Origin of the sequence: Pleomorphovibrio marinus (assembly GCF_003347495.1) — a bacterium.
Classification (GTDB): domain Bacteria; phylum Bacteroidota; class Bacteroidia; order Cytophagales; family Cyclobacteriaceae; genus Pleomorphovibrio; species Pleomorphovibrio marinus.
In genome coordinates this window covers 372,774-391,632 of record NZ_QCXY01000003.1, presented here as the reverse complement: position 1 = coordinate 391,632, position 18,859 = coordinate 372,774, and the positions used below count along the sequence as shown (strand labels likewise).

The following is an 18,859-nucleotide window of genomic DNA, read 5'->3' as shown; positions in this document are numbered from 1 at the left end:
ATAAGTGGCAAATATAAGCTGAGAAAGCTTTATATGCGTGGATTTTATATCTTTGCGGTTTAATGGAATTTTCAATTATTCAATCTTTAATGCATTTTCGATGATTTTCGACTTAGATATGATCAAGGCGGTATACGCCAAATTCCCTGAGCGCATAGCTGCTGCAAAAAAGGTGGTGGGAAAACCGCTTACCCTAACTGAAAAAATATTATATGCCCATTTGGCGGATGAAAACCTGAAAAATGCCCATAAAAGGGGTGTTTCTTATGTGGACTTCAAGCCAGACCGGGTGGCAATGCAGGACGCAACTGCCCAAATGGCCTTGTTGCAGTTTATGCAGGCGGGAAGGTCGAAAGTAGCTGTTCCCTCGACGGTGCATTGTGATCACCTAATTCAAGCTGAGGTAGGAGCGACTTCTGATTTGGAAAGAGCCAAGGACAAGAACAGGGAAGTTTACGATTTCCTGTCTTCAGTATCCAATAAATACGGGCTTGGCTTTTGGAAGCCTGGTGCTGGTATCATACATCAGGTAGTGTTGGAAAACTATGCTTTCCCCGGGGGAATGATGATAGGCACAGACTCACACACCCCAAATGCCGGGGGCTTAGGCATGGTTGCCATTGGTGTGGGAGGGGCGGATGCCTGCGATGTAATGGCTGGCCTGCCCTGGGAACTCAAATTCCCGAAACTTATAGGCGTTAAATTGACTGGGAAACTTTCTGGATGGACTGCCGCAAAGGATGTGATCCTCAAAGTGGCTGGTATCCTCACCGTAAAAGGTGGTACAGGGCATATTGTAGAGTACTTTGGAGAAGGAGCCGAGTCATTGTCCGCTACCGGTAAAGGAACCATATGTAATATGGGTGCTGAGATAGGCGCCACTACCTCAATATTTGGATACGACAATAAATCCGAGGCCTATTTGGCAGGCACCGGAAGGGCAGAAGTGGCCGAATTGGCCAATGGGATAAAAGAACATCTTACCGGTGATGCAGAGGTATATGCAAACCCCGAGCAGTATTTTGATCAGGTAATTGAGATTAACCTGTCGGAACTGGAGCCCCATGTAAACGGGCCTTTTACCCCCGATTTAGCATGGCCATTGTCGAAATTTGGCAATGCTGTAAAAGAAAACGGATGGCCAGTCAAACTGGAAGTGGGTCTTATCGGCAGTTGTACCAATTCTTCTTATGAGGATATTTCCAGGGCGGCATCACTTGCCCAACAGGCAGTGGACAAAAAGCTTAAAGCAAAGTCTGAATTCACCATTACCCCTGGTTCAGAGCAGGTCAGGTTTACCGTGGATAGAGATGGGTTTTTGGATATTTTCGAAAACATGGGTGGAGTGGTACTCGCAAATGCCTGTGGCCCCTGCATAGGACAATGGGCAAGGCACGGCGCAGAAAAGCAGGAAAAAAACTCCATTATAACTTCATTTAACAGGAACTTTGCCAAAAGGGCTGATGGCAACCCAAATACCCACTCTTTCGTGGCTTCACCAGAGGTGGTAACTGCCATGGCCATTGCAGGTGACCTTACTTTCAACCCCATGACAGACTCTTTGGTCAATGAAGAAGGCAAAGAGGTAAAATTGGATGAGCCTAAGGGATTGGAATTGCCAACAAAAGGGTTTGCTGTAGAAGATGCAGGTTACCAGGCTCCAGCCGAAGATGGGTCAGAGGTGGAGGTACTTGTGGATCCAAAGTCAGAAAGGCTACAACTGTTGGAGCCATTCCTTCCTTGGGAGGGAACCGACATTAAGGGCATGAAATTATTGATCAAGGCAAAAGGAAAGTGCACTACCGACCATATATCCATGGCAGGTCCCTGGCTAAGGTATAGAGGGCACCTGGACAATATCTCCAATAACCTCCTTATTGGGGCAGTAAATTACTTCAATGAGGAAACCAACAAGGTGAAAAACCAACTGAATGGGGAATATGGAGAAGTGCCAGCCGTGCAAAGACAATACAAGTTGCATAATACGGGAACTGTGGTAGTGGGAGACGAAAATTATGGAGAAGGGTCTTCTAGGGAACATGCCGCCATGGAGCCCAGGTTTTTGGGGGTAAGGGCGATTTTGGTAAAGTCATTTGCCAGGATTCACGAAACCAACCTGAAAAAGCAAGGCATGCTTGCATTGACCTTTGCAAATCCGGAAGATTATGACCTTGTTCAGGAGGATGACTCCATCGATATCATTGGCCTCAACGAGTTTGCTCCTGGCAAGCCGCTGAGCGTGGTGCTTCACCACTCTGATGGTTCCAAGGACGAAATAGAGGTAAATCATACTTACAATGAAGGGCAGATAGGATGGTTCAAGGCTGGCTCAGCACTTAACCTGGTAAAAGACCACGCTATTTAAGTAAAGTAAAAATTTGGATAAGTATGAAAAAGCCCGAGAGCGACAGCAATCGGGCTTTTTTGGTAATTACGCAAAATCTAATCGCATGCAGTTGCCTTTTTCCCTTTTGGGCATTTCAGCCTTACTTTCTTTTGGATTGATAGCCTCTTTATTGGTTATCCACATGTCCTTTCCTACTGTAAATTTCGATATCAGGAAGTGAGTTTAAGTCTAATTTCGGTTAGCTTCATGGTTTTTCACAATCCCAATACCCCTTCAGCCTTAACTAATGGTAAGAGCTATATCGATCAGTGTTCGATTGATACTACCAAAAGGCCAATTTCCCCTTTACACATTGTCTGGTTCCCGGAGTTTCCAGGGCTCAGGGTATGGGGGTTTTAGTATTTTAGTGGCCTCAAAGTCCTCGACGACGACTCTCTTTTTGGGATCTTACACCATTGGTAGTTCCATTGCCATGGAAATATTCTCCAAAATGAAACTTGCTTTGAAAATTTTCCCCTCCACTGGTACGGATCTTCCCTCTTCCATACGGCTAGGATAAAGTCCAATATGTGACGTAGGATTGCAGGAGCCGCATTCAGCTCAAGGCTGTCCTCTGTAAGGTCTTCCGGATACTTTACCTTTTCCTATTAGACCTCTCTATGTATCGGTTCTCCTTCCCCCTGGGGGATAAAGTCATACCGCATGGGAGATTTTTCCCAACAATCCCGAACCCACAAATTTCTCTTTAACCTCAATCCAATGTGGAGTACTTTAGTGTTGGGTTCCTACCTGCACTATATTTTAGTATTTGCGTGCGGAGGCCACCATGGCCTCACCCTCCTTTACTTCCAAGCTGATTGGCTTTTGTACATATACATATGGCCCCCTGCCTTAAGGTCATCTAAAGTGAATAAGGCATACCGGAACCTGGCTCCTGAATTCACCCACCTGCCCGAAGCCGCTTTCATAGGATAATCATGTTGCCCATCATTGTGAACTCTTCCTCCAGGGCGGTCGGTTCACGCTCATCGATGGTGTCCTGAAAAGGATAATAATAGGAAGATCTTACCAGTTTGGCCATGGGGAAAAATAGGATTTACTTACCTGAATTTATCAAAAACTTCTTAAGGGCGACTTAGGCAATTAAAAGTTGTCCAATTTATTTGTCCTGCTTGAGATTACAGGGAGTCAACCTCTGTGGAGGGTCAAAATTATTTATTTTGTAAAACCTGTTTAATTTGTAAATTTAATAAAAATAGTATAATTTAAATAATTTTCATATCAATAAATTTGTATTATATATACTTAAATTAAAGACCTGTGTCATGAAAAAAATGATGAAGAAGAATATGAGTTCAAAGAGGAATGAGACTAATGAAAATCCTGATCAAAAGGAAAAGAAGGGCGCCAAAGACAAGAAAAAGGGAATCCTTTCAAAAATGAATGGTGCCTCTACAGATAAAATCGAGCCTGCCTGGACGGCAGTCAGGCATGAGGAGAACCTCACACGGGGGGACGATTAAGATTGCGAGATTCTCCCGAAATAAATTCGGGACAGGCTCCCGAAACGAGTTCCCCGAATCGAGTTCGGGGCAGGCAGGGGCAGGCTACCTGCCTAGATGGCAGTCAGGTGTGACCGCTGAAAAGAAGCAGGCTAAAAGCTGATCATAAGGAGATAACTATCGGTTTTCCATGGCGGATTTTATTTTACTATCTTAGTGGGGCCTAGCAATCAAATCATTAAATTGGATGATACACAATTTGCCCATATACATTTCAGTCGCTTTTGGGCTAACAGTAATGGCCACTTTTATTTTTTTCATATGTTTATAATTTCTTTTCAGCGGTCATATAGCCTGCCCCGGACTCGCTTCGGGGGAATCTCGCAACGATAATCATCCCAGTGTGTGACGTGCTCGTCATGCTCGATTTCATCTGTTTATAATTGTTTTTCAGTGGTCAGATGGAATGCCCAGGTTAATCATTCCCCTGTGTGAGAATTCTTTCTCATGGGCATTTCATGTGTTTATATTTTCTTTTCAAAGGCCACATAGCCTGCCCCGGACTCGCTTCGGGGGAATCTCGCCATGATAATCATCCCTACGTGAGTCGCTTGCGTCATGCCCTGACTGCCGTCAGGACAGGCTCGATTTCAAAAATACTCAACATCAAAAAAAACCCGTCAAAGTTCATCCCAGGTTGCAATCGGACTGACAATTTGGTTGGTTTTTCAGGCGGTTTTGACACTTGAAGATGTATTCATCTTGCTCATGACTTCCCTTCCCCCAAAAATTTGCATTTGACCAACCTAACATTGCAATTTTGTGTTTTCCGTTTAGTTGGTTGCCTACGTTTGTAGTCCCGGTTGTTTTGTTTGGACATCTGACTTCAATAAGAAAACTACTTACCTAAAACTTAAAATGGCTAAAGGAAGGGAGAAATTCACACATTCCGGCCGGCAGGAAAGGGCAGGAGTGAGACTTTCCTACTAAATTTGCGCGCATTATCACTAAAATAGCAACCCTAATAAAAGATAAACGGAGCATTATAATTATTAACTTGAGAAAGTCGAAATAAAATAGATTTCTTAGAGATAAGATCAACAGATTCAATGGGAATGTCAAAACCCGCCATAAATTTCCTTATGGGATTCTTCACGCCATGAACCTAGTAAAAATCCCTGCATCGGCCATTGAATTTAACAGAAAGGATGGAGTAGCCTTTAGACCCTTTTATTATTGATATTGATGCCTAAATTTCTATTCAACAGCCTAGACAAAATTTAAGTCGGATAAAGCTTCCACCTAAAAGAACTGTACGACCTAATCTTTCAGCTTTTTAACACGCTGGTTGAGTTCAAAATCTCACCTATTGCACTTTAAATTTATTGATGCTTTATTATTTACCCCTATGTGTTGGTGGGAAGATCTTGAGCAACACCAAAATGTTCTGGTGTAGGTGTTTCCATCTCAGTAAATAAGAATATGAAAGTTCTTTCAACTACAGCATCTGCTTCCTGATCTGCATTTTTGTATGGATTAATTTTATATTATTGTAGTTAAGTTCACCAAAATAACCATGTCATGAAATTTTATGGTATCACGTTTGCGTCTCTGATCATTGTACTATTTTTAATCCTATCGGCTGGTACTGCTTTGGATGAAACTATAAATGTGACATTTGAAGGAGTGGATTCTCAACATAAATGGGCGTTGAGTGACCTGAACCCCGAACTTCCATCCGACTGGTCCTCTCACGGATACCTCACCTTCGATATGGAGACCTCGACTACCCAGAAGTTCGATCTCCAGCTATTCGATGCCAATGGGATGCGCCGACTAGAGATATGGCCTGTGCAGGGTGCCAGGATGCGTGCATCCATACCCCTTATTCATTTTCAGGAAAGGAATACAAAGGGGCTTGACATGGCCTCGATTGGTAAGGTTCCCCGGCCGGGCTACTGGATACATTTCTCTGGTGAGGTGGGTACTATTACACAGGTAGATTCCATTGGAGTGATGATGCGGCAACCCATTGGTACCCAGACTATGGAAATTAGCAATGTAAGGCTTACCATGGCTGCCGAAGACACTATATTCACTCAGGAGCCTCTGGTTGATGAATTTGGGCAGTGGATCCCTGCCGACTGGCCGGGCAAGGCACGGACCCTGGAAGAACTGACTTCTGCCTGGAGAGAAGAAGAAGCATCATTGGTAAACAATGAGTTCAATGTTTCAACATATGGGGGGTTTCTGGACGCAAAGACAACTGCGACCGGATTTTTCAGGGTAGAGAAGATTGACGACACATGGTGGTTTGTGGATCCGGAAGGCTACCTTTTCTTCTCAGCCGGGGTTACCTGCATGAGAAATAGGTGTGATTTGGCACGCGTGGAGGGTCGTGAATATATCTATAAGGAATTGCCATCAGGTGAAATAATGGCCACGGCATGGAAGGCCGGCACAGGTGCCACTTCTACCCAAGACAACCCTTCGTTTTATACTTGGAACCTGCACCGGCGTTTTGGTGCTGACTGGTTCGAAAAATGGATTGATCACACTATGCTCCGAATGGAAAGCTGGGGACTGAACACCATAGCCAACTGGTCGGACGCCGCACTGGCCCGCAGCAGCAGGATGCCTTATGTAGAGAACATAAGCGGATGGGGGATAGGTCCCAATACTATGGGTTTACCAGATGTATATGTCGCCGATTATGAGGCCAAGGTCGATTCTGCCGCGGCAAGACAATGTGCCCCACTGAAGGATGATCCTTATCTGCTTGGTTATTTTATTGGCAATGAGCAGCCATGGCCTAACAGGGAACAGGAACTTGCCAGAGTTATCCTAGAGGGTGAGGATATTCCGATGAAGACTGCGCTTGAACAATACCTTGCAGAGGGCGATACTCCTGAACGCCGTAAAGCCTTTATCTACGAGACCTATACGAAATTTCTGGATATTGTAAATTCGGCCATAAAAAGGCATGACCCCAATCATCTTAACCTGGGAATCCGTTACGGCGGTATGGTACCTGAGGAAATTGCCAAGGCATCCAAGGGGTTTGATGTGTTCAGCATCAATGTCTATGGCTATGATGCCAACGAGAAGGTAAAGCATGCATATGACTTAACCGGGCTCCCGGTAATTATAGGAGAGTATCATTTTGGTACGGCAGCCCGGGGACTTTCACCGTGGCTAGCCCAAGTCAGCAGCTTGGAAGAGCGTGGAGTCGGTTACCGCTATTATGTGGAAAATGCCGCTGCTCATCCTGCGCTGATCGGCACACACTGGTTCCAGTGGATAGATCAGCCAGCCACCGGCCGTGGGGATGGGGAAAACGGGCTAATAGGATTCCTGGATGTGACCGACCTTCCTTATTCCGATCTGGTGGAGGCCGCCAAGGAGACCCACAAAAGACTCTACGACGTCCATTCAGGCAGTATTCCGCCAGTAAGCAGGCAGGCGGAGAGGCAGTAACATGTCATTGATTTCTGGGCGGCACGACGGCATATCCGGACAATCCAATGTTATGTAATTCGAAATGAGATGACATAGACAACGATAGAATATAAAAAGCAATCAACATGGGAAAATTGAGAATCGTATCTTGACCAACTTTCAATGTTGAAAACAGATCTGGCTATAGTGGTGGGGGGTTGAACAGAAGAGGACTCGGTACTTTTGTCCAAATTTTGGATGACAGCTACATACGCATATTGAGGTTGTTAGAATGAAGGATAAAGATAAGCCTGTAGTCATAGAACAAACGTTTGAAGTTTCAATAGACCGACTATGGAAAGCCCTTACAGAGTTGAAACAAATGAGACTATGGTTTTTTGAAAACATCGAAGCATTTGAACCGAATGTAGGATTTGAGACAAGGTTTATTGTGGAAAACGAGAGCAGAGTATTTCCACACCTTTGGCGAATAACTGAGGTAGAACCCGGCAAAAGAATTACCTACAATTGGAAATATGAAGGATATGCCGGAAATTCCTTTGTTACTTTCGAGTTATCAGGTGGGGATGATTGCTCTAAATTAACGTTAACGCATCAAATTACAGAAAGCTTTCCTCAGGACATTCCAGAATTCCGCAGAGAAAGTTGTGAAGAGGGGTGGAAATGGTTTATAAAACAGCGTTTAAAGGATTATTTGGCGGCGAATAATAGTTAATACTCCTACTGAAGCATGGATAGACTAAGAAACCATCCCTAACATTCCGCCGAATGAATAAAAAACTGATAGGAGAACTAAGATTGGCACTGCAAGAAAGTTCCGACAGGAAACTACGCGAAGATTGTGCAAAAATGACGACCCAACTGAACATCGTAAAGTAATAATAAGGACTATGTTGTTTAAGAAAGCACATCTTCAAGGAATTAAATCGGGAAGTATCAGTCTGGCTTTTCGGAAATGGAAGAAAGCATCCATTAAAAAAGGAACTTTGTTGAAAACATCATTAGGTTTGGTTGAAATTGTGGACATAACAACCATAGAGGAAAAAGAACTATCGCGTGATGATGCCATGAAAGCTGGTTTTGAAAGCAAGGAGCCACTGTTGAAATCCTTAGGCCCAAACCATGTGGGAATTATATTTAAGATACAAGTCCGTTATCATTCGGCAGATCCCCGCATTGAGTTGAGAGAGCAAACCCTAACCGACGAAAAGTTGGTAGAGTTAAAGGAAAAGTTGGCACGTTTGGACAAGTACAGTAGAAGGGGAAATTGGACAGGAAAAATTTTACATGCGATTAATGACAATCCCCACGTGCACGCCATTGGTATAGCCAGGCTAACAGGTTTTGAAAAAGAATGGCTGAAACCCAGCATCCGAAAGCTGAAAAATTTAGGATTGACCATAAGCCATGATGTAGGTTACGAACTTTCACCATTAGGAAGGGAGTTTGTCGAGACACTGTTAAACGAAAAGTAGTCCTTCTCTTTATTGCAACTGTATGGTGTTTGACAGCACCATATGTACGAAACAGTAAAGGCAGATTTTCTTAATACCGGATCAGGCATCCGTAAAAGTGTCTGAGGCTAAATCCAAATTGACCTCGACTATACTTGAAAATCTATCTCTAATCCATAATCTTATATAATGAAACTACATTCAACCAACTATTTTGATACGTTTATCGAAGTCGCGGAAGACACAAAGGCGAGCTGTGGGACCCAACCACCCTCAAAAGGCAAAAAAACAGTTGCTGAAATGCAATACGAGTTGATGGTTAGTAACCCCTATACCTACACTTCAGACGACATTTTTTTCCAGGTATTCGCCGAAAGAAATGACCTGACCGAGGCAGAACACAAACAAGCCAGAGAGCAATTTTTCTCCAAAGGACAACCTTGCTTCCGTGCTTCGCCTTTAACAAAGACATACGGTTTTGGCGTTCATAGCAACAGTGAAGGCAAAGTCGCCATTTATGGAATGGAAACAACTGAATACCAGCATTTTTTGGGGGATAAGAATACTAGGAAAATAAAGGCAATGAAATCAAGCAAATGACATGTTATCGGAAATATCGGTTTTTAAAGTGAAAAAAATAGTTTTAATCGCATTGGCACTGGTAGTTGCCTTATCTTGTAATAAGGAAGATGACGACGATTTTATTAAACAAGAAAATGGGGATATTTGGCTTAGTGGTGGTTTGGCGAACTGCGCCGCACAAATACGTCTTGGCAATGGAAGTATATTGATTGTGGATATAGATGATATACTACCTTTTGTTTCAGGTGATAGAGTAAGTGTAAAGTATAAAGAAGTGGGCCTAAATGAGTTCTGCCCTCCGAACATTGACTGTGAGATTACCGAAATTAAAAAACTCGAATAAAAATTAATCTGTTGACAGGTAAATAGGTGATGTAATAACGCTAACGATATAGAATAGGCTTCATCGGTGCCATACCCCATTTTACTAACAATCTTGATGAAGACCATGATAACAAGACATTTTCAAGGAATGACATGAGTTCAGATAATTTCTTTGTCACAGGAAAACCCCTCAATCCGTTTCTCTCGACAATTGTTGACCACTATTTCTATATTGATGTATCAGTAAGTCAGCTATCACTAAAGCCGGAATTTATCATAGGTTAAAGAAAAAGTACTCATTAAATACATCAATCTAGCGAGCTTTTCCCATATTTGGTAAAGAAAGCATTTTCATGTACACCAAAACCGATGCATTGTTTTTTATTTGACCGATGGAATAGAAAATGGGTAAGTTAGTATATACATCCAACACCAAAGTCAATGAACTATTTGCCAATTATCCCCCTACTGTCCGGAAAAAAATGCAGTTTTTGAGGGAATTGGTGATAGAAGCAGCAGAAGAAACTGAGGGCATAGACCAACTTGAAGAAACATTGAAATGGGGTGAGCCCAGTTTTGTAACCAAACACGGAAGTACCTTACGAATGGATTGGAAGGAAAAGGAACCAAATCAGGTTTCCATGTACTTTCAGTGCACGAGTCGTTTGGTTGAGACGTTTAGAATCGTCTTTGAGCATACATTTCAATTTGAGGGTAACCGGGCGATTGTGTTTCAGCTAAACCAAAAAATCCCGGTATTGGAATTGAAAGACTGTATTAAAGCATCATTGACTTACCATAAAGTGAAACATCTGATAACCTTAGGGATTTGACCAGCCCCCCCCCAATTCTGGAATTTGCCCGCCGTTGAGGAAGGTGGTTTTTTTTCACCATTAAGGACATTGAGCTATTTAGGTCATTTAGAAAAAGGCCTTAATATTCTCAATCCCTCAAAGTCCTTATTGTTTTTTCTACGACCCGTCCTCGTCATCCTCACTTCTTCGTCAATGTGCCCATTTATTTATTGGTTTTGCCACCCATAGCCGTGAGGACACTATCTACCGGCTCCCAAAACTCAATTTTGTTCCCTTCTGGGTCCAGGAGATGGACAAATTTCCCGTATTCATAAGTTTCGATACTATCAAGAACAGTTACTCCGTTTTCTTTTAGTCTTTCAACAAGGGTCATCTGAGAAGAAGAATATCCCTCCGATTCCAGTTACTTTTGGAGTTGAGTCAGCCGCAACATCGGGCTTTTCCGGTTGATTGCTATTGTTCATAAGATTAGATTTTTCAGATGGTGAAGTACATCCACTCAAATAAGCAGTGCTGAATAGTATAAAAATACACCTTTTCATACAATTGCTGTTAAAAACCAACGGATCATTCCATTTTCCTTTCATACCTGAGTGCAAAATCCCGCATTGCTTCGATTAAGGGCATGGCTGCCTTTCCTTTTTCTGTCAGGGTATATTCTACCCGGGGAGGCACTTCTCCAAAATTCTTTCTACTTACCAATTCACTGTCTGCCAGTGTTTTTAGCTCTTGAATAAGCATTTTTTCGCTAATGTCTGGGATGGATTTTTTTAGTCCGGTTAGCCTCAATGGACCATTAAAAAGCTGGAAAAGGATCAATAATTTCCACTTTCCCCCTACCAACTCCAGAGTAGTTCGTATGGGACAACGTGCTGTGATGTGAATGCTACTCATACTTACAAAAAGGTTAGTATATAACTGTTCTTATGGTACCTTAAAAGTAGTTATTATTGCTGAAAAGAAAACTGTGGAAATGAAAAAAATTGCATTATTTGGAGGCTCGGGGCAGACCGGTCGTTTGTTTTTGGAACAAGCCCTAGAAAAGGGCTACCCAGTGAAAGCACTTGTTAGAAATCCTGGGAAACTAAGCATAGAGCACCCCTCACTGGACCTTATCCAAGGAGATGTCCTTAATGAAGCAGATGTAAAAGCTACTGTTGAAGGAACAGATATAGCGGTAAGTCTCTTCGGACATGTAAAAGGATCTCCGGAATGGTTGCAGACCAACGGCACTTTAAACATTCTTGAGGCTATGAAAGAACATAGTGTCGTCAGGATCATCTCCTTATCCGGCGGAGGCCTTCCTTTTCCAGAAAAAGACCAGCCTAAGTTTGTCGATAAAATAATCCGAACCATTATGAAAATAACGGTTCCAAAAATCCTAAACGATGCTATCCGACACCATGAGGTGCTAAAGGAAAGCGGAATGGAATGGGTGATTGTGAGAGGCCCCATGCTGACCAATGATCCTCCAAAGGGGAAATATAGAGTTGGATGGGTGGGTGTAAATGCCAGCACAAAAATTGGCAGGGCCGATTTGGCTCACTTTATCCTTACTCAAGTGGAGGATGAACAGTACAACCAACAAATGCCTTTTGTGAGCTATTAAAAATAGAACCATGCGAATGTTGATAACAGGAGCCACCGGAAACGTGGGTAGGGAAGTGATTTCAACACTATCATCTATCAACCACCGTCATGAGATTTATGCAGGGGTTCAGGATGTCCAAAAAAGAGAACCTGCTTTGGAGCAATTTCCGATGGTCAAACGCAGGGAATTTGATTTTGATAAAACGGATCAATTCCAAGCCTACTTAGAAGGCATTGACCTGCTGTTTTTGCTGAGACCTCCCCATATTTCTAATGTGGAAAAGCATTTTCAACCCCTTATTAATGCTGCAAAAAAAATAGGAATACAACACATCACCTTTCTTTCCGTTCAGGGGGTGGAAAAGAGCAGCATCATTCCCCACCACAAGATAGAAAAGCTCCTCGAACAATCCGGTATTGCTTATACCTTCTTGCGGCCGGCTTATTTTATGCAGAACTTCAACACCACCCTAAAAAATGACATCCTCACTAGAAATAGGGTTTATCTCCCCGCGGGAAAAGCCAAATTCAATCTGATTGATGTAAAAGATGTGGGGGAGGTGGCGACTAAAGTTTTGATTAACTCTTCGGAACACATGTACAAAGCCTATGACCTGACCAATGCCGAGCAAATGGATTTTGAAAGTATGTGTGCTGTTTTGAGCAAGGGTATAGGTAGAAAAATTAATTTCGTATCACCCAACTTATTAGCCTTTTTCCTCCAAAAAAGAAAAGAAGGCGTACCCACCCCATTTATCCTGGTCATGGTTATGTTGCATTATTTTCCACGCTTTCAAAAACCCCTTCCAACTTCCGATTGGGCAGAAAAATTACTGGGTAGGCAGTCTATAAGTTTTGAGGAATTTGTGGATAGAGAGAAAGCTAGTTGGATATACTGAAACATGGATGTTAATCGTGTAGTTTAGGTAAAAATACTTACGAATTCATAAGCTCGTCTCTTATCCGTTTGCAATCTTCTAATTCAATTGGCTTTTCAAAGAACATTTTGACCCTCTTGTAAAGAAAACTTTTTTCCTTATCTGATTTATGAATAGAAGAAGTAGCCATGATCACCTCGACATTAGCAGGTATATTTAATTCGTCTAGTTTATCTAGTATATCCCAGCCATCAAAGACGGGCATATTGATGTCCAAAATAATTAAAAGGGGAGTGGTAGTGCTTGATAATTTGACTATAAAATCTAAACCCTCTTTTGGGTTTGAAAATGTAAAGATTTGATCTGTCAACTTACTTTCTGCAACCATCAATTCATGAAGAAATAATATTCCTGGTTCATCATCTACAATAATGACAGGTATATTTCTTTCCTTATTTCTCATATTTCTCTTCTAGTTTTGTGTTTAATTCACGAAGGATTTTGTCCAATTCCATAGAGCTCACCTCTATATCCTCCATTATATCTTGCTTGCTGAGTTTGACATTTTTGTAGTTTTCATAGTTCCTCAATGTCTTGATCATGCCCATGATTTTTGACAGAGGTCCTCGAAATTTGTGAGATTGAGTCCAGGCTACATCCTCTAATAATTTGTTATGCTTTTCCAAATTATCTAAAGCTATGGTAAGGCTTTGGTTTTTAAGTTCAAGATCTTTTGTTTGTGATTTAATCTTTTTTTCTAGTTCAAGTTTTAGTCTTTCACTTGTGATTAGGGTTTTGACAAAATATCCCAGTATAAAGACAGCAAATAAACTAAGGAATTTAAACCAAAGAGTTTGATAAAAAAATGCTTCTACTGAAAAACTGACCGAGGCAATTTCAGAACGCTCTCCAAATTGTTCGGATTTAACCTGAAACTCATAATTTCCGGGTGGTAAACCCGAAAAATAGGCAATGTTTCGATTGTCGTTATCAATCCAATCTTCCCCCAGTTCTTTGATCCTGTAATAATACCTAATTGCCAGAGGCTTTTCAAATTCTATATTTCCATATTTAATATTGAAAAAAGTTATACCAGCGGGTATTCGGATACCATTTTTATAATCAATTTCATTGTTTCCATATTTTAAGGCCTCAATATAGGGGGGTGAAAGTTCACTGCGTACTTTGATATTTTTAGGATCTACAATAACAGCCCCCTCCATACTTGGGAACAATATCTTTCCGTTTGCCAATTTCCAGCCTGAAGGATGGAAACCTCCGTTAAATTCATTATTCAACAGGCCGTCTGATTTATCAAATAAGGTGGAGGATATTCTATACGCGTTGTCGGATGATTTTTTTAAGGCCATCAATTGGCTTATGGCCACACTTTGAATTCCTTGGCTTCCACTAATCCATAGCATTCCTTCATCATCGGGGATCAATTTATAAATGGTTTCAAATTGAAAGCCATCCTTTTTTCCAAACAGTTGAAGATTCCCGTTTACATAAGTCAGCAAACCATCCTGTGAAGCTATCCATAAATCTCCTTCAGGGTCTTCCCAGATACAAGTTGCCATTTGAGAAGGGGCTACTTCATGAATGGGGAAATGGTTGATTTCCTCATAATCATTTATACTGAAAAAACCGTTTCCAAATGTCCCGAACCACAGCACTCCCTTGGAATCTTCCATTCCGAATATGATCTCAGCATTTATAAGCTCACCTTCCAGTTGGATGGTTTTCAATTCATCATTGGGCGTTAATTTTTGGAGAATACCATTTATTGTTCCTATCCAAAGATTATCCTTTGAGTCCTTCATTAAACAATAAACCACTTCTTCCACTATTCCATCTTCTCTATTGTACACCTTTTCAACCTTTAAAGAGGGCAAGTGTATTTTATTTAAACCATTTCCTGTTCCCACAAAAATATAGTCACCTCTTTGAGCAACGCTTAAAACAAGATCATGGCTCAAACCATCCTGCGTTGAAAATTTTTTTACCTCATCGGGAGTGACTCTGTTGATACCACCTCCGGGGGTACCAAGCCAAATTCCTCTTTCACTGTCCTCGAATGTGGTAAGGATGACACTATGGCTTAGCCCTGCTTTTTCATCTATGATTTCCAAATGAGCCTTTCCAAATCTGGAAATCCCAATTCCCAATCCACTGACCCAAATGGCATTTTGATTGTCTTCATAAATGTCCCATACCTCATTCAAGGATGAATTGATATTGGCAAATGATATTATTTGGCCATCAAGAAACTTATATATTCCATTTGAACTTGTACCAATCCAAATACCATCATCTGAGGGAGAAGCTTCAATTGCAGTGATATTCTCGAACCCTGACCCCAATGGCAAGTCCACCTTTTTGACCTTTTTGTGTTCCACAACAAATAAGCCGTTTACTTTAGTACCAATGTAAATTTTTTTATTGGTTGAGACAGTGATGGATTTGACGTCTTTTTTTATCAAAAGATCATGAGATTGGAATTTCCCTGAATTTTTATCAAAGGAGAAAAAGCCATTTGGGCCTCCAATCAGAATTTCTTCTTCGAAGGCAATCAATTCTCGAATATATCCGATCTTCAGATTTTCAGGAGAATTGATTTTCTTAAAATCATGCCCGTCGAATAATACTAAATCCCCATTTTGTGTCCCCAAAAATAGTTCGCCTGATGAGGTTTCCGTAATTGCAGTAAACCTTATAGGACCAAGATCTGTAGGGGTAGTAAACACTTCTAGGTTGTTGAATTCGGCATAGACCAATGCGTTGGAATTTGCGGCATAGATGCCCCCTTTTTTCGAAAGCGTTAAATCATTGAAGGTTGGGGTTCGGATATTGGGGGTGTTTCTATGGTCAAAATTCTTGAAAGTCCTACCATCAAACCGGACTAGCCCTTCTTCTGTTGCCATCCAGATAAAACCGTGTTTGTCTTGGGCAGTTCTAAATACAGTGTTAACTGGAAGACCATTTGAATTGTCCCAGTCAGTTCTTACAAAAATCGCTTCCTTTTCTATCAGTTCCCATTGCTGACAATATGAGTTTTCAAAAGCAAAAATAATGAGAAGTAATAGGATTGATAATATCCTTGGAATTAAGAAAAATCTAAATTTCATCGTGATTGAAACTCTGTTGATCGCGCCATTGGTGGCGAATGACTCAAAAATACATTTTATAAGTAAGTATAAAAAATGTTTTGTTAAAATTAAAAATTAGAATTTTTAATAGATAAAAAATTGGTTTTTACGCATAAAAACAAGCTTTTTATTCTGTTGGTAGTTTTGATAATTGAAGCCAGAATTCTTCCAGTTATATTATGACCTATTTTATGCAATTAATTTTGGAAATCGAGACACGGCTGCTAGTTGTGTTCTAATCCAGGTCTGAAAAAATATCCTCCAGGTCAAGCTCGAAACCGGGGATACATGTGGATGCTACACTATCACCGAAAGTAAAAAGTTTGGAGGGCACATAGTTAGCATTTCCCAAGGTATAGATCAACAGTGTCCGTTCGTTAGGGTGTATAACCCAATACTCCTTCACTCCGCTTTCCTCATAGACCTCATATTTGTTTTGGAGTTCTTTTTTATTGCTTCCCGGAGAAAGGATCTCCATAATCAGATCAGGGGCACCTATACAGCCAAATTCATCCAATTTACTTTTGTCGCAGATCACACAGAGATCAGGCTGAATTACTGTAAAGACATCTTCATTTTTGGTTGATTTGCCAGGAAGTCTTACGTCAAAAGGGGCAGCATAAACTTCGCAGGCGTTATTATTCAAGTAGGTGCCTAATTTTATTAGTATTCTTCCCGAAATTTTTTGATGAACCCGTCTTGGTGCAGCTGCCGCGGATTTGAACACTTTGCCTTTAATCAATTCGACCATGTCATCCAATTGCCAGGTGAGGTAATCAGCATAGGAATACACCCCGTATTCGGTAAATGGCTCCTCTAATTTATTTTGATTTGATGATTTCTTTTCAACCGATTTCATGTGTTTATAATTGATTTTTATTTGCCACATAGCCTGCCCCTGCCTGCCCCGAACTTGATTCGGGGAACTTGTTTCGGGGGAATCTCGCAAAGGATAATCATCCCAGTGTGTGACGTGCTCGTCATGCCTGACTGCCGTCCAGGCAGGCTCGATTTCATCATACTAAGATACGTAAAAGAAAATAGTTGGAAAAGAGTAAATGACCTGATATTGAGAGCTTGGATACTTGTTTCCGCTCAGATCATCAGTGCAAGTAGTTGAAGAAATTCAAACGTAGAACTAAATGTGCGGTGGTTCCTTCGAGATTGACTAAAAAGTAGTAAATTGTAGTATACAAAGTGGTTTTGGGTGGTTCCTTTTCATGGGTAAGGGGAAAGCCGAAGTAGAGTACCTGGTGAAATCTTAAGTAGTTAGTATTTCAGTGTAGTTCTTTTCAAAGGGTATTACCGTGATGTTGCCAGTTTTGGCTATACCTGTAACCTTTAATCGGGGAGGAAGGATCCCAAGACATTACGAGCGCGACAGGAGTGCGATCTAATTTTCCCCAATTGGGTGTATAAGGTTAAATTTTCTATAAACTGAATATGAAAGGTCGGTTTCTGTACTATCTAATGGCCATAGCGGCCGTAGCTATTGGCATATATCCAATGCTTTATTTTGTGATTGATAGGCATTTCGGGTTGCTTCAATCCAAAGAAACCTGGCTTTTGCAGCACCCTATTTGGAACATTGGCTTTTACACCCACATTGTTTTTGGCGGAATTGCCCTGCTTACCGGTTGGATACAGTTTGCTGAAAAATGGCGGAATGCCAACCTTGTATTACATAGGCAACTGGGAAAAGCTTATTTGGTTAGTGTATGGCTAAGTGCATTGGGTGGCATTTACATTGGTTTTTACGCTACGGGAGGACTTATTCCCTCCACTGGTTTTATCAGCCTGGGCGTTCTATGGCTGCTATCTACGCATGTTGCTTATCTTCTTGTACGGAGGAAAAAGATGGAAGGTCATAGAAAATGGATGGTTTACAGTTACTCGCTATGCTTTGCCGCGGTAACGTTAAGGATTTGGCTACCCTTATTGAGCACACTATTTGGTGACTTTTTAATTGCTTACAAAATCACGTCTTGGCTTTGTTGGGTTCCAAACCTGATCGTAGCTCATATCATTAATCTGCGAAAAAGTCCAAACGTAGGAGCTTTTGAACCATATAAGGCATATAAGGGCATAGAAGAAGGCTAGTAAAACTCATAGGTCCCTATTTTTCTAATATGGTTTAAACCTATCAATCTTCAAGTAGCCTGTAAATTTCATTCACATAGGTTTTTTGACCTTCTTTGTAAATATTGGTGGTGTTGAAATTGATCAATAATCCCTCAGGTGAACCCAATAGTTTCATATACGTGATAAGCTGGGCTTCATGCACCGGGAGGATAAATTCTACTGCCTTTAACTCCACTACCAAAATATTCTCAACAAAAAAATCACAGCGCAAATCCGTGTCAATTTCAAGTCCCTTATAGTTTACTGGTACTAATAATTCAGATTGAAAGTGCAGGCCTCTTAAGAGGAGTTCTTTTTTCATGCATTTATGATACACGCTTTCCAACAAGCCGGGACCCAAAACTTTGTGAACTTCTATAGCTGCCCCATTCACCTTATAGACGAGGTCCTTCAAAAAACTTTTAGTTATTTTTATCATTTAAAAATTCTGAGTTTTACACTAAATTAATATTCTACACAATAAATGACAACACGTGTTTTAATTTAACCATATAAGGCATATAAGGGCATAGAAGAGGAAGAAAAACTCATATGTCCTTATATTACTTATATGGTTCAACACCTTACTAGCCACTGATGCACGGATGGCCACGAATGAGTTGGAGTTGATTAGCGTA

General features: G+C 41.2%; 17 protein-coding genes and 1 pseudogene. 11 read left to right on the top strand and 7 right to left on the bottom strand.

Going from position 1 to position 18,859, the window contains the following annotated elements; translation table 11 throughout:
- The first annotated feature begins 100 nt into the window (after window positions 1-100).
- The gene (locus DB520_RS10780; protein WP_114749722.1) at window positions 101-2,365 is read left to right on the top strand and encodes an aconitate hydratase; all 2,265 of its coding nucleotides are present in this window, start codon (window positions 101-103) and stop codon (window positions 2,363-2,365) included.
- 684 nt (window positions 2,366-3,049) lie between these two features.
- Here the strand turns inward: DB520_RS10780 and DB520_RS27745 are convergent.
- A pseudogene (locus DB520_RS27745) lies at window positions 3,050-3,267 on the bottom strand (Gfo/Idh/MocA family oxidoreductase); the annotation flags it as partial.
- A 405-nt stretch (window positions 3,268-3,672) separates the two neighbouring features.
- Between DB520_RS27745 and DB520_RS10770 the strand changes: the two are divergent.
- The 7 genes from DB520_RS10770 (at window position 3,673) to DB520_RS10740 (ending at window position 10,501) form a co-directional block, all read left to right on the top strand.
- On the top strand, window positions 3,673-3,870 hold the full coding sequence (locus DB520_RS10770; protein ID WP_114749720.1) for a hypothetical protein: 198 nt from the start codon (window positions 3,673-3,675) through the stop codon (window positions 3,868-3,870).
- Between the two features lie 1,560 nt (window positions 3,871-5,430).
- Complete coding sequence (locus DB520_RS10765) at window positions 5,431-7,326, top strand: hypothetical protein (RefSeq protein ID WP_114749719.1); 1,896 nt, start codon at window positions 5,431-5,433, stop codon at window positions 7,324-7,326.
- A 253-nt stretch (window positions 7,327-7,579) separates the two neighbouring features.
- Window positions 7,580-8,023 carry an SRPBCC family protein gene (locus DB520_RS10760; RefSeq protein WP_114749718.1) on the top strand — a complete coding sequence of 148 codons (444 nt, stop codon included), beginning with the start codon at window positions 7,580-7,582 and terminating at the stop codon, window positions 8,021-8,023.
- 175 nt (window positions 8,024-8,198) lie between these two features.
- Window positions 8,199-8,783: an ASCH domain-containing protein gene (locus DB520_RS10755; RefSeq protein WP_114749717.1), complete on the top strand. Its 585-nt coding sequence runs from the start codon at window positions 8,199-8,201 to the stop codon at window positions 8,781-8,783.
- Between the two features lie 168 nt (window positions 8,784-8,951).
- Entirely contained in the window at window positions 8,952-9,362 is a 411-nt protein-coding gene (locus DB520_RS10750) for a DUF6157 family protein (protein WP_114749716.1), read from the top strand.
- A gap of 1 nt (window position 9,363) precedes the next feature.
- On the top strand, window positions 9,364-9,687 hold the full coding sequence (locus DB520_RS10745) for a hypothetical protein (protein WP_114749715.1): 324 nt from the start codon (window positions 9,364-9,366) through the stop codon (window positions 9,685-9,687).
- A gap of 385 nt (window positions 9,688-10,072) precedes the next feature.
- On the top strand, window positions 10,073-10,501 hold the full coding sequence (locus DB520_RS10740; RefSeq protein WP_114749714.1) for a DUF1801 domain-containing protein: 429 nt from the start codon (window positions 10,073-10,075) through the stop codon (window positions 10,499-10,501).
- A gap of 184 nt (window positions 10,502-10,685) precedes the next feature.
- On the opposite strand, the gene DB520_RS26985 is transcribed toward DB520_RS10740, so the two are convergent.
- Both DB520_RS26985 and DB520_RS10730 read right to left on the bottom strand, forming a co-directional pair.
- Entirely contained in the window at window positions 10,686-10,856 is a 171-nt protein-coding gene (locus tag DB520_RS26985) for a VOC family protein (RefSeq protein ID WP_317047757.1), read from the bottom strand.
- Window positions 10,857-11,050: 194 nt separating this feature from the next.
- Complete coding sequence (locus tag DB520_RS10730; RefSeq protein WP_114749713.1) at window positions 11,051-11,377, bottom strand: winged helix-turn-helix transcriptional regulator; 327 nt, start codon at window positions 11,375-11,377, stop codon at window positions 11,051-11,053.
- A gap of 79 nt (window positions 11,378-11,456) precedes the next feature.
- Here DB520_RS10730 and DB520_RS10725 point away from each other — a divergent pair, with 79 nt between their 5' ends.
- Entirely contained in the window at window positions 11,457-12,092 is a 636-nt protein-coding gene (locus DB520_RS10725) for an NAD(P)-dependent oxidoreductase (RefSeq protein ID WP_114749880.1), read from the top strand.
- Window positions 12,093-12,102: 10 nt separating this feature from the next.
- Window positions 12,103-12,972, top strand: a complete 870-nt coding sequence (locus DB520_RS10720; protein WP_114749712.1) for an NmrA family NAD(P)-binding protein — start codon at window positions 12,103-12,105, stop codon at window positions 12,970-12,972.
- Window positions 12,973-13,009: 37 nt separating this feature from the next.
- On the opposite strand, the gene DB520_RS10715 is transcribed toward DB520_RS10720, so the two are convergent.
- The 3 genes from DB520_RS10715 to DB520_RS10705 form a co-directional block, all read right to left on the bottom strand.
- Complete coding sequence (locus DB520_RS10715) at window positions 13,010-13,414, bottom strand: response regulator (RefSeq protein WP_114749711.1); 405 nt, start codon at window positions 13,412-13,414, stop codon at window positions 13,010-13,012.
- Complete coding sequence (locus DB520_RS10710) at window positions 13,404-15,875, bottom strand: ligand-binding sensor domain-containing protein (RefSeq protein ID WP_198675295.1); 2,472 nt, start codon at window positions 15,873-15,875, stop codon at window positions 13,404-13,406. The genes DB520_RS10715 and DB520_RS10710 overlap by 11 nt, the downstream gene beginning before the upstream one ends.
- A gap of 460 nt (window positions 15,876-16,335) precedes the next feature.
- Window positions 16,336-16,959, bottom strand: a complete 624-nt coding sequence (locus DB520_RS10705; RefSeq protein WP_114749709.1) for a Uma2 family endonuclease — start codon at window positions 16,957-16,959, stop codon at window positions 16,336-16,338.
- A gap of 584 nt (window positions 16,960-17,543) precedes the next feature.
- Between DB520_RS10705 and DB520_RS10700 the strand changes: the two genes are divergently transcribed.
- A complete protein-coding gene (locus tag DB520_RS10700; protein ID WP_114749708.1) occupies window positions 17,544-18,200 on the top strand; it encodes a DUF2306 domain-containing protein in 657 nt (218 codons plus the stop codon).
- Window positions 18,201-18,243: 43 nt separating this feature from the next.
- Here DB520_RS10700 and DB520_RS10695 read toward each other — a convergent pair whose 3' ends face one another.
- On the bottom strand, window positions 18,244-18,660 hold the full coding sequence (locus DB520_RS10695; RefSeq protein ID WP_198675294.1) for a GxxExxY protein: 417 nt from the start codon (window positions 18,658-18,660) through the stop codon (window positions 18,244-18,246).
- Window positions 18,661-18,859: the final 199 nt, after the last annotated feature.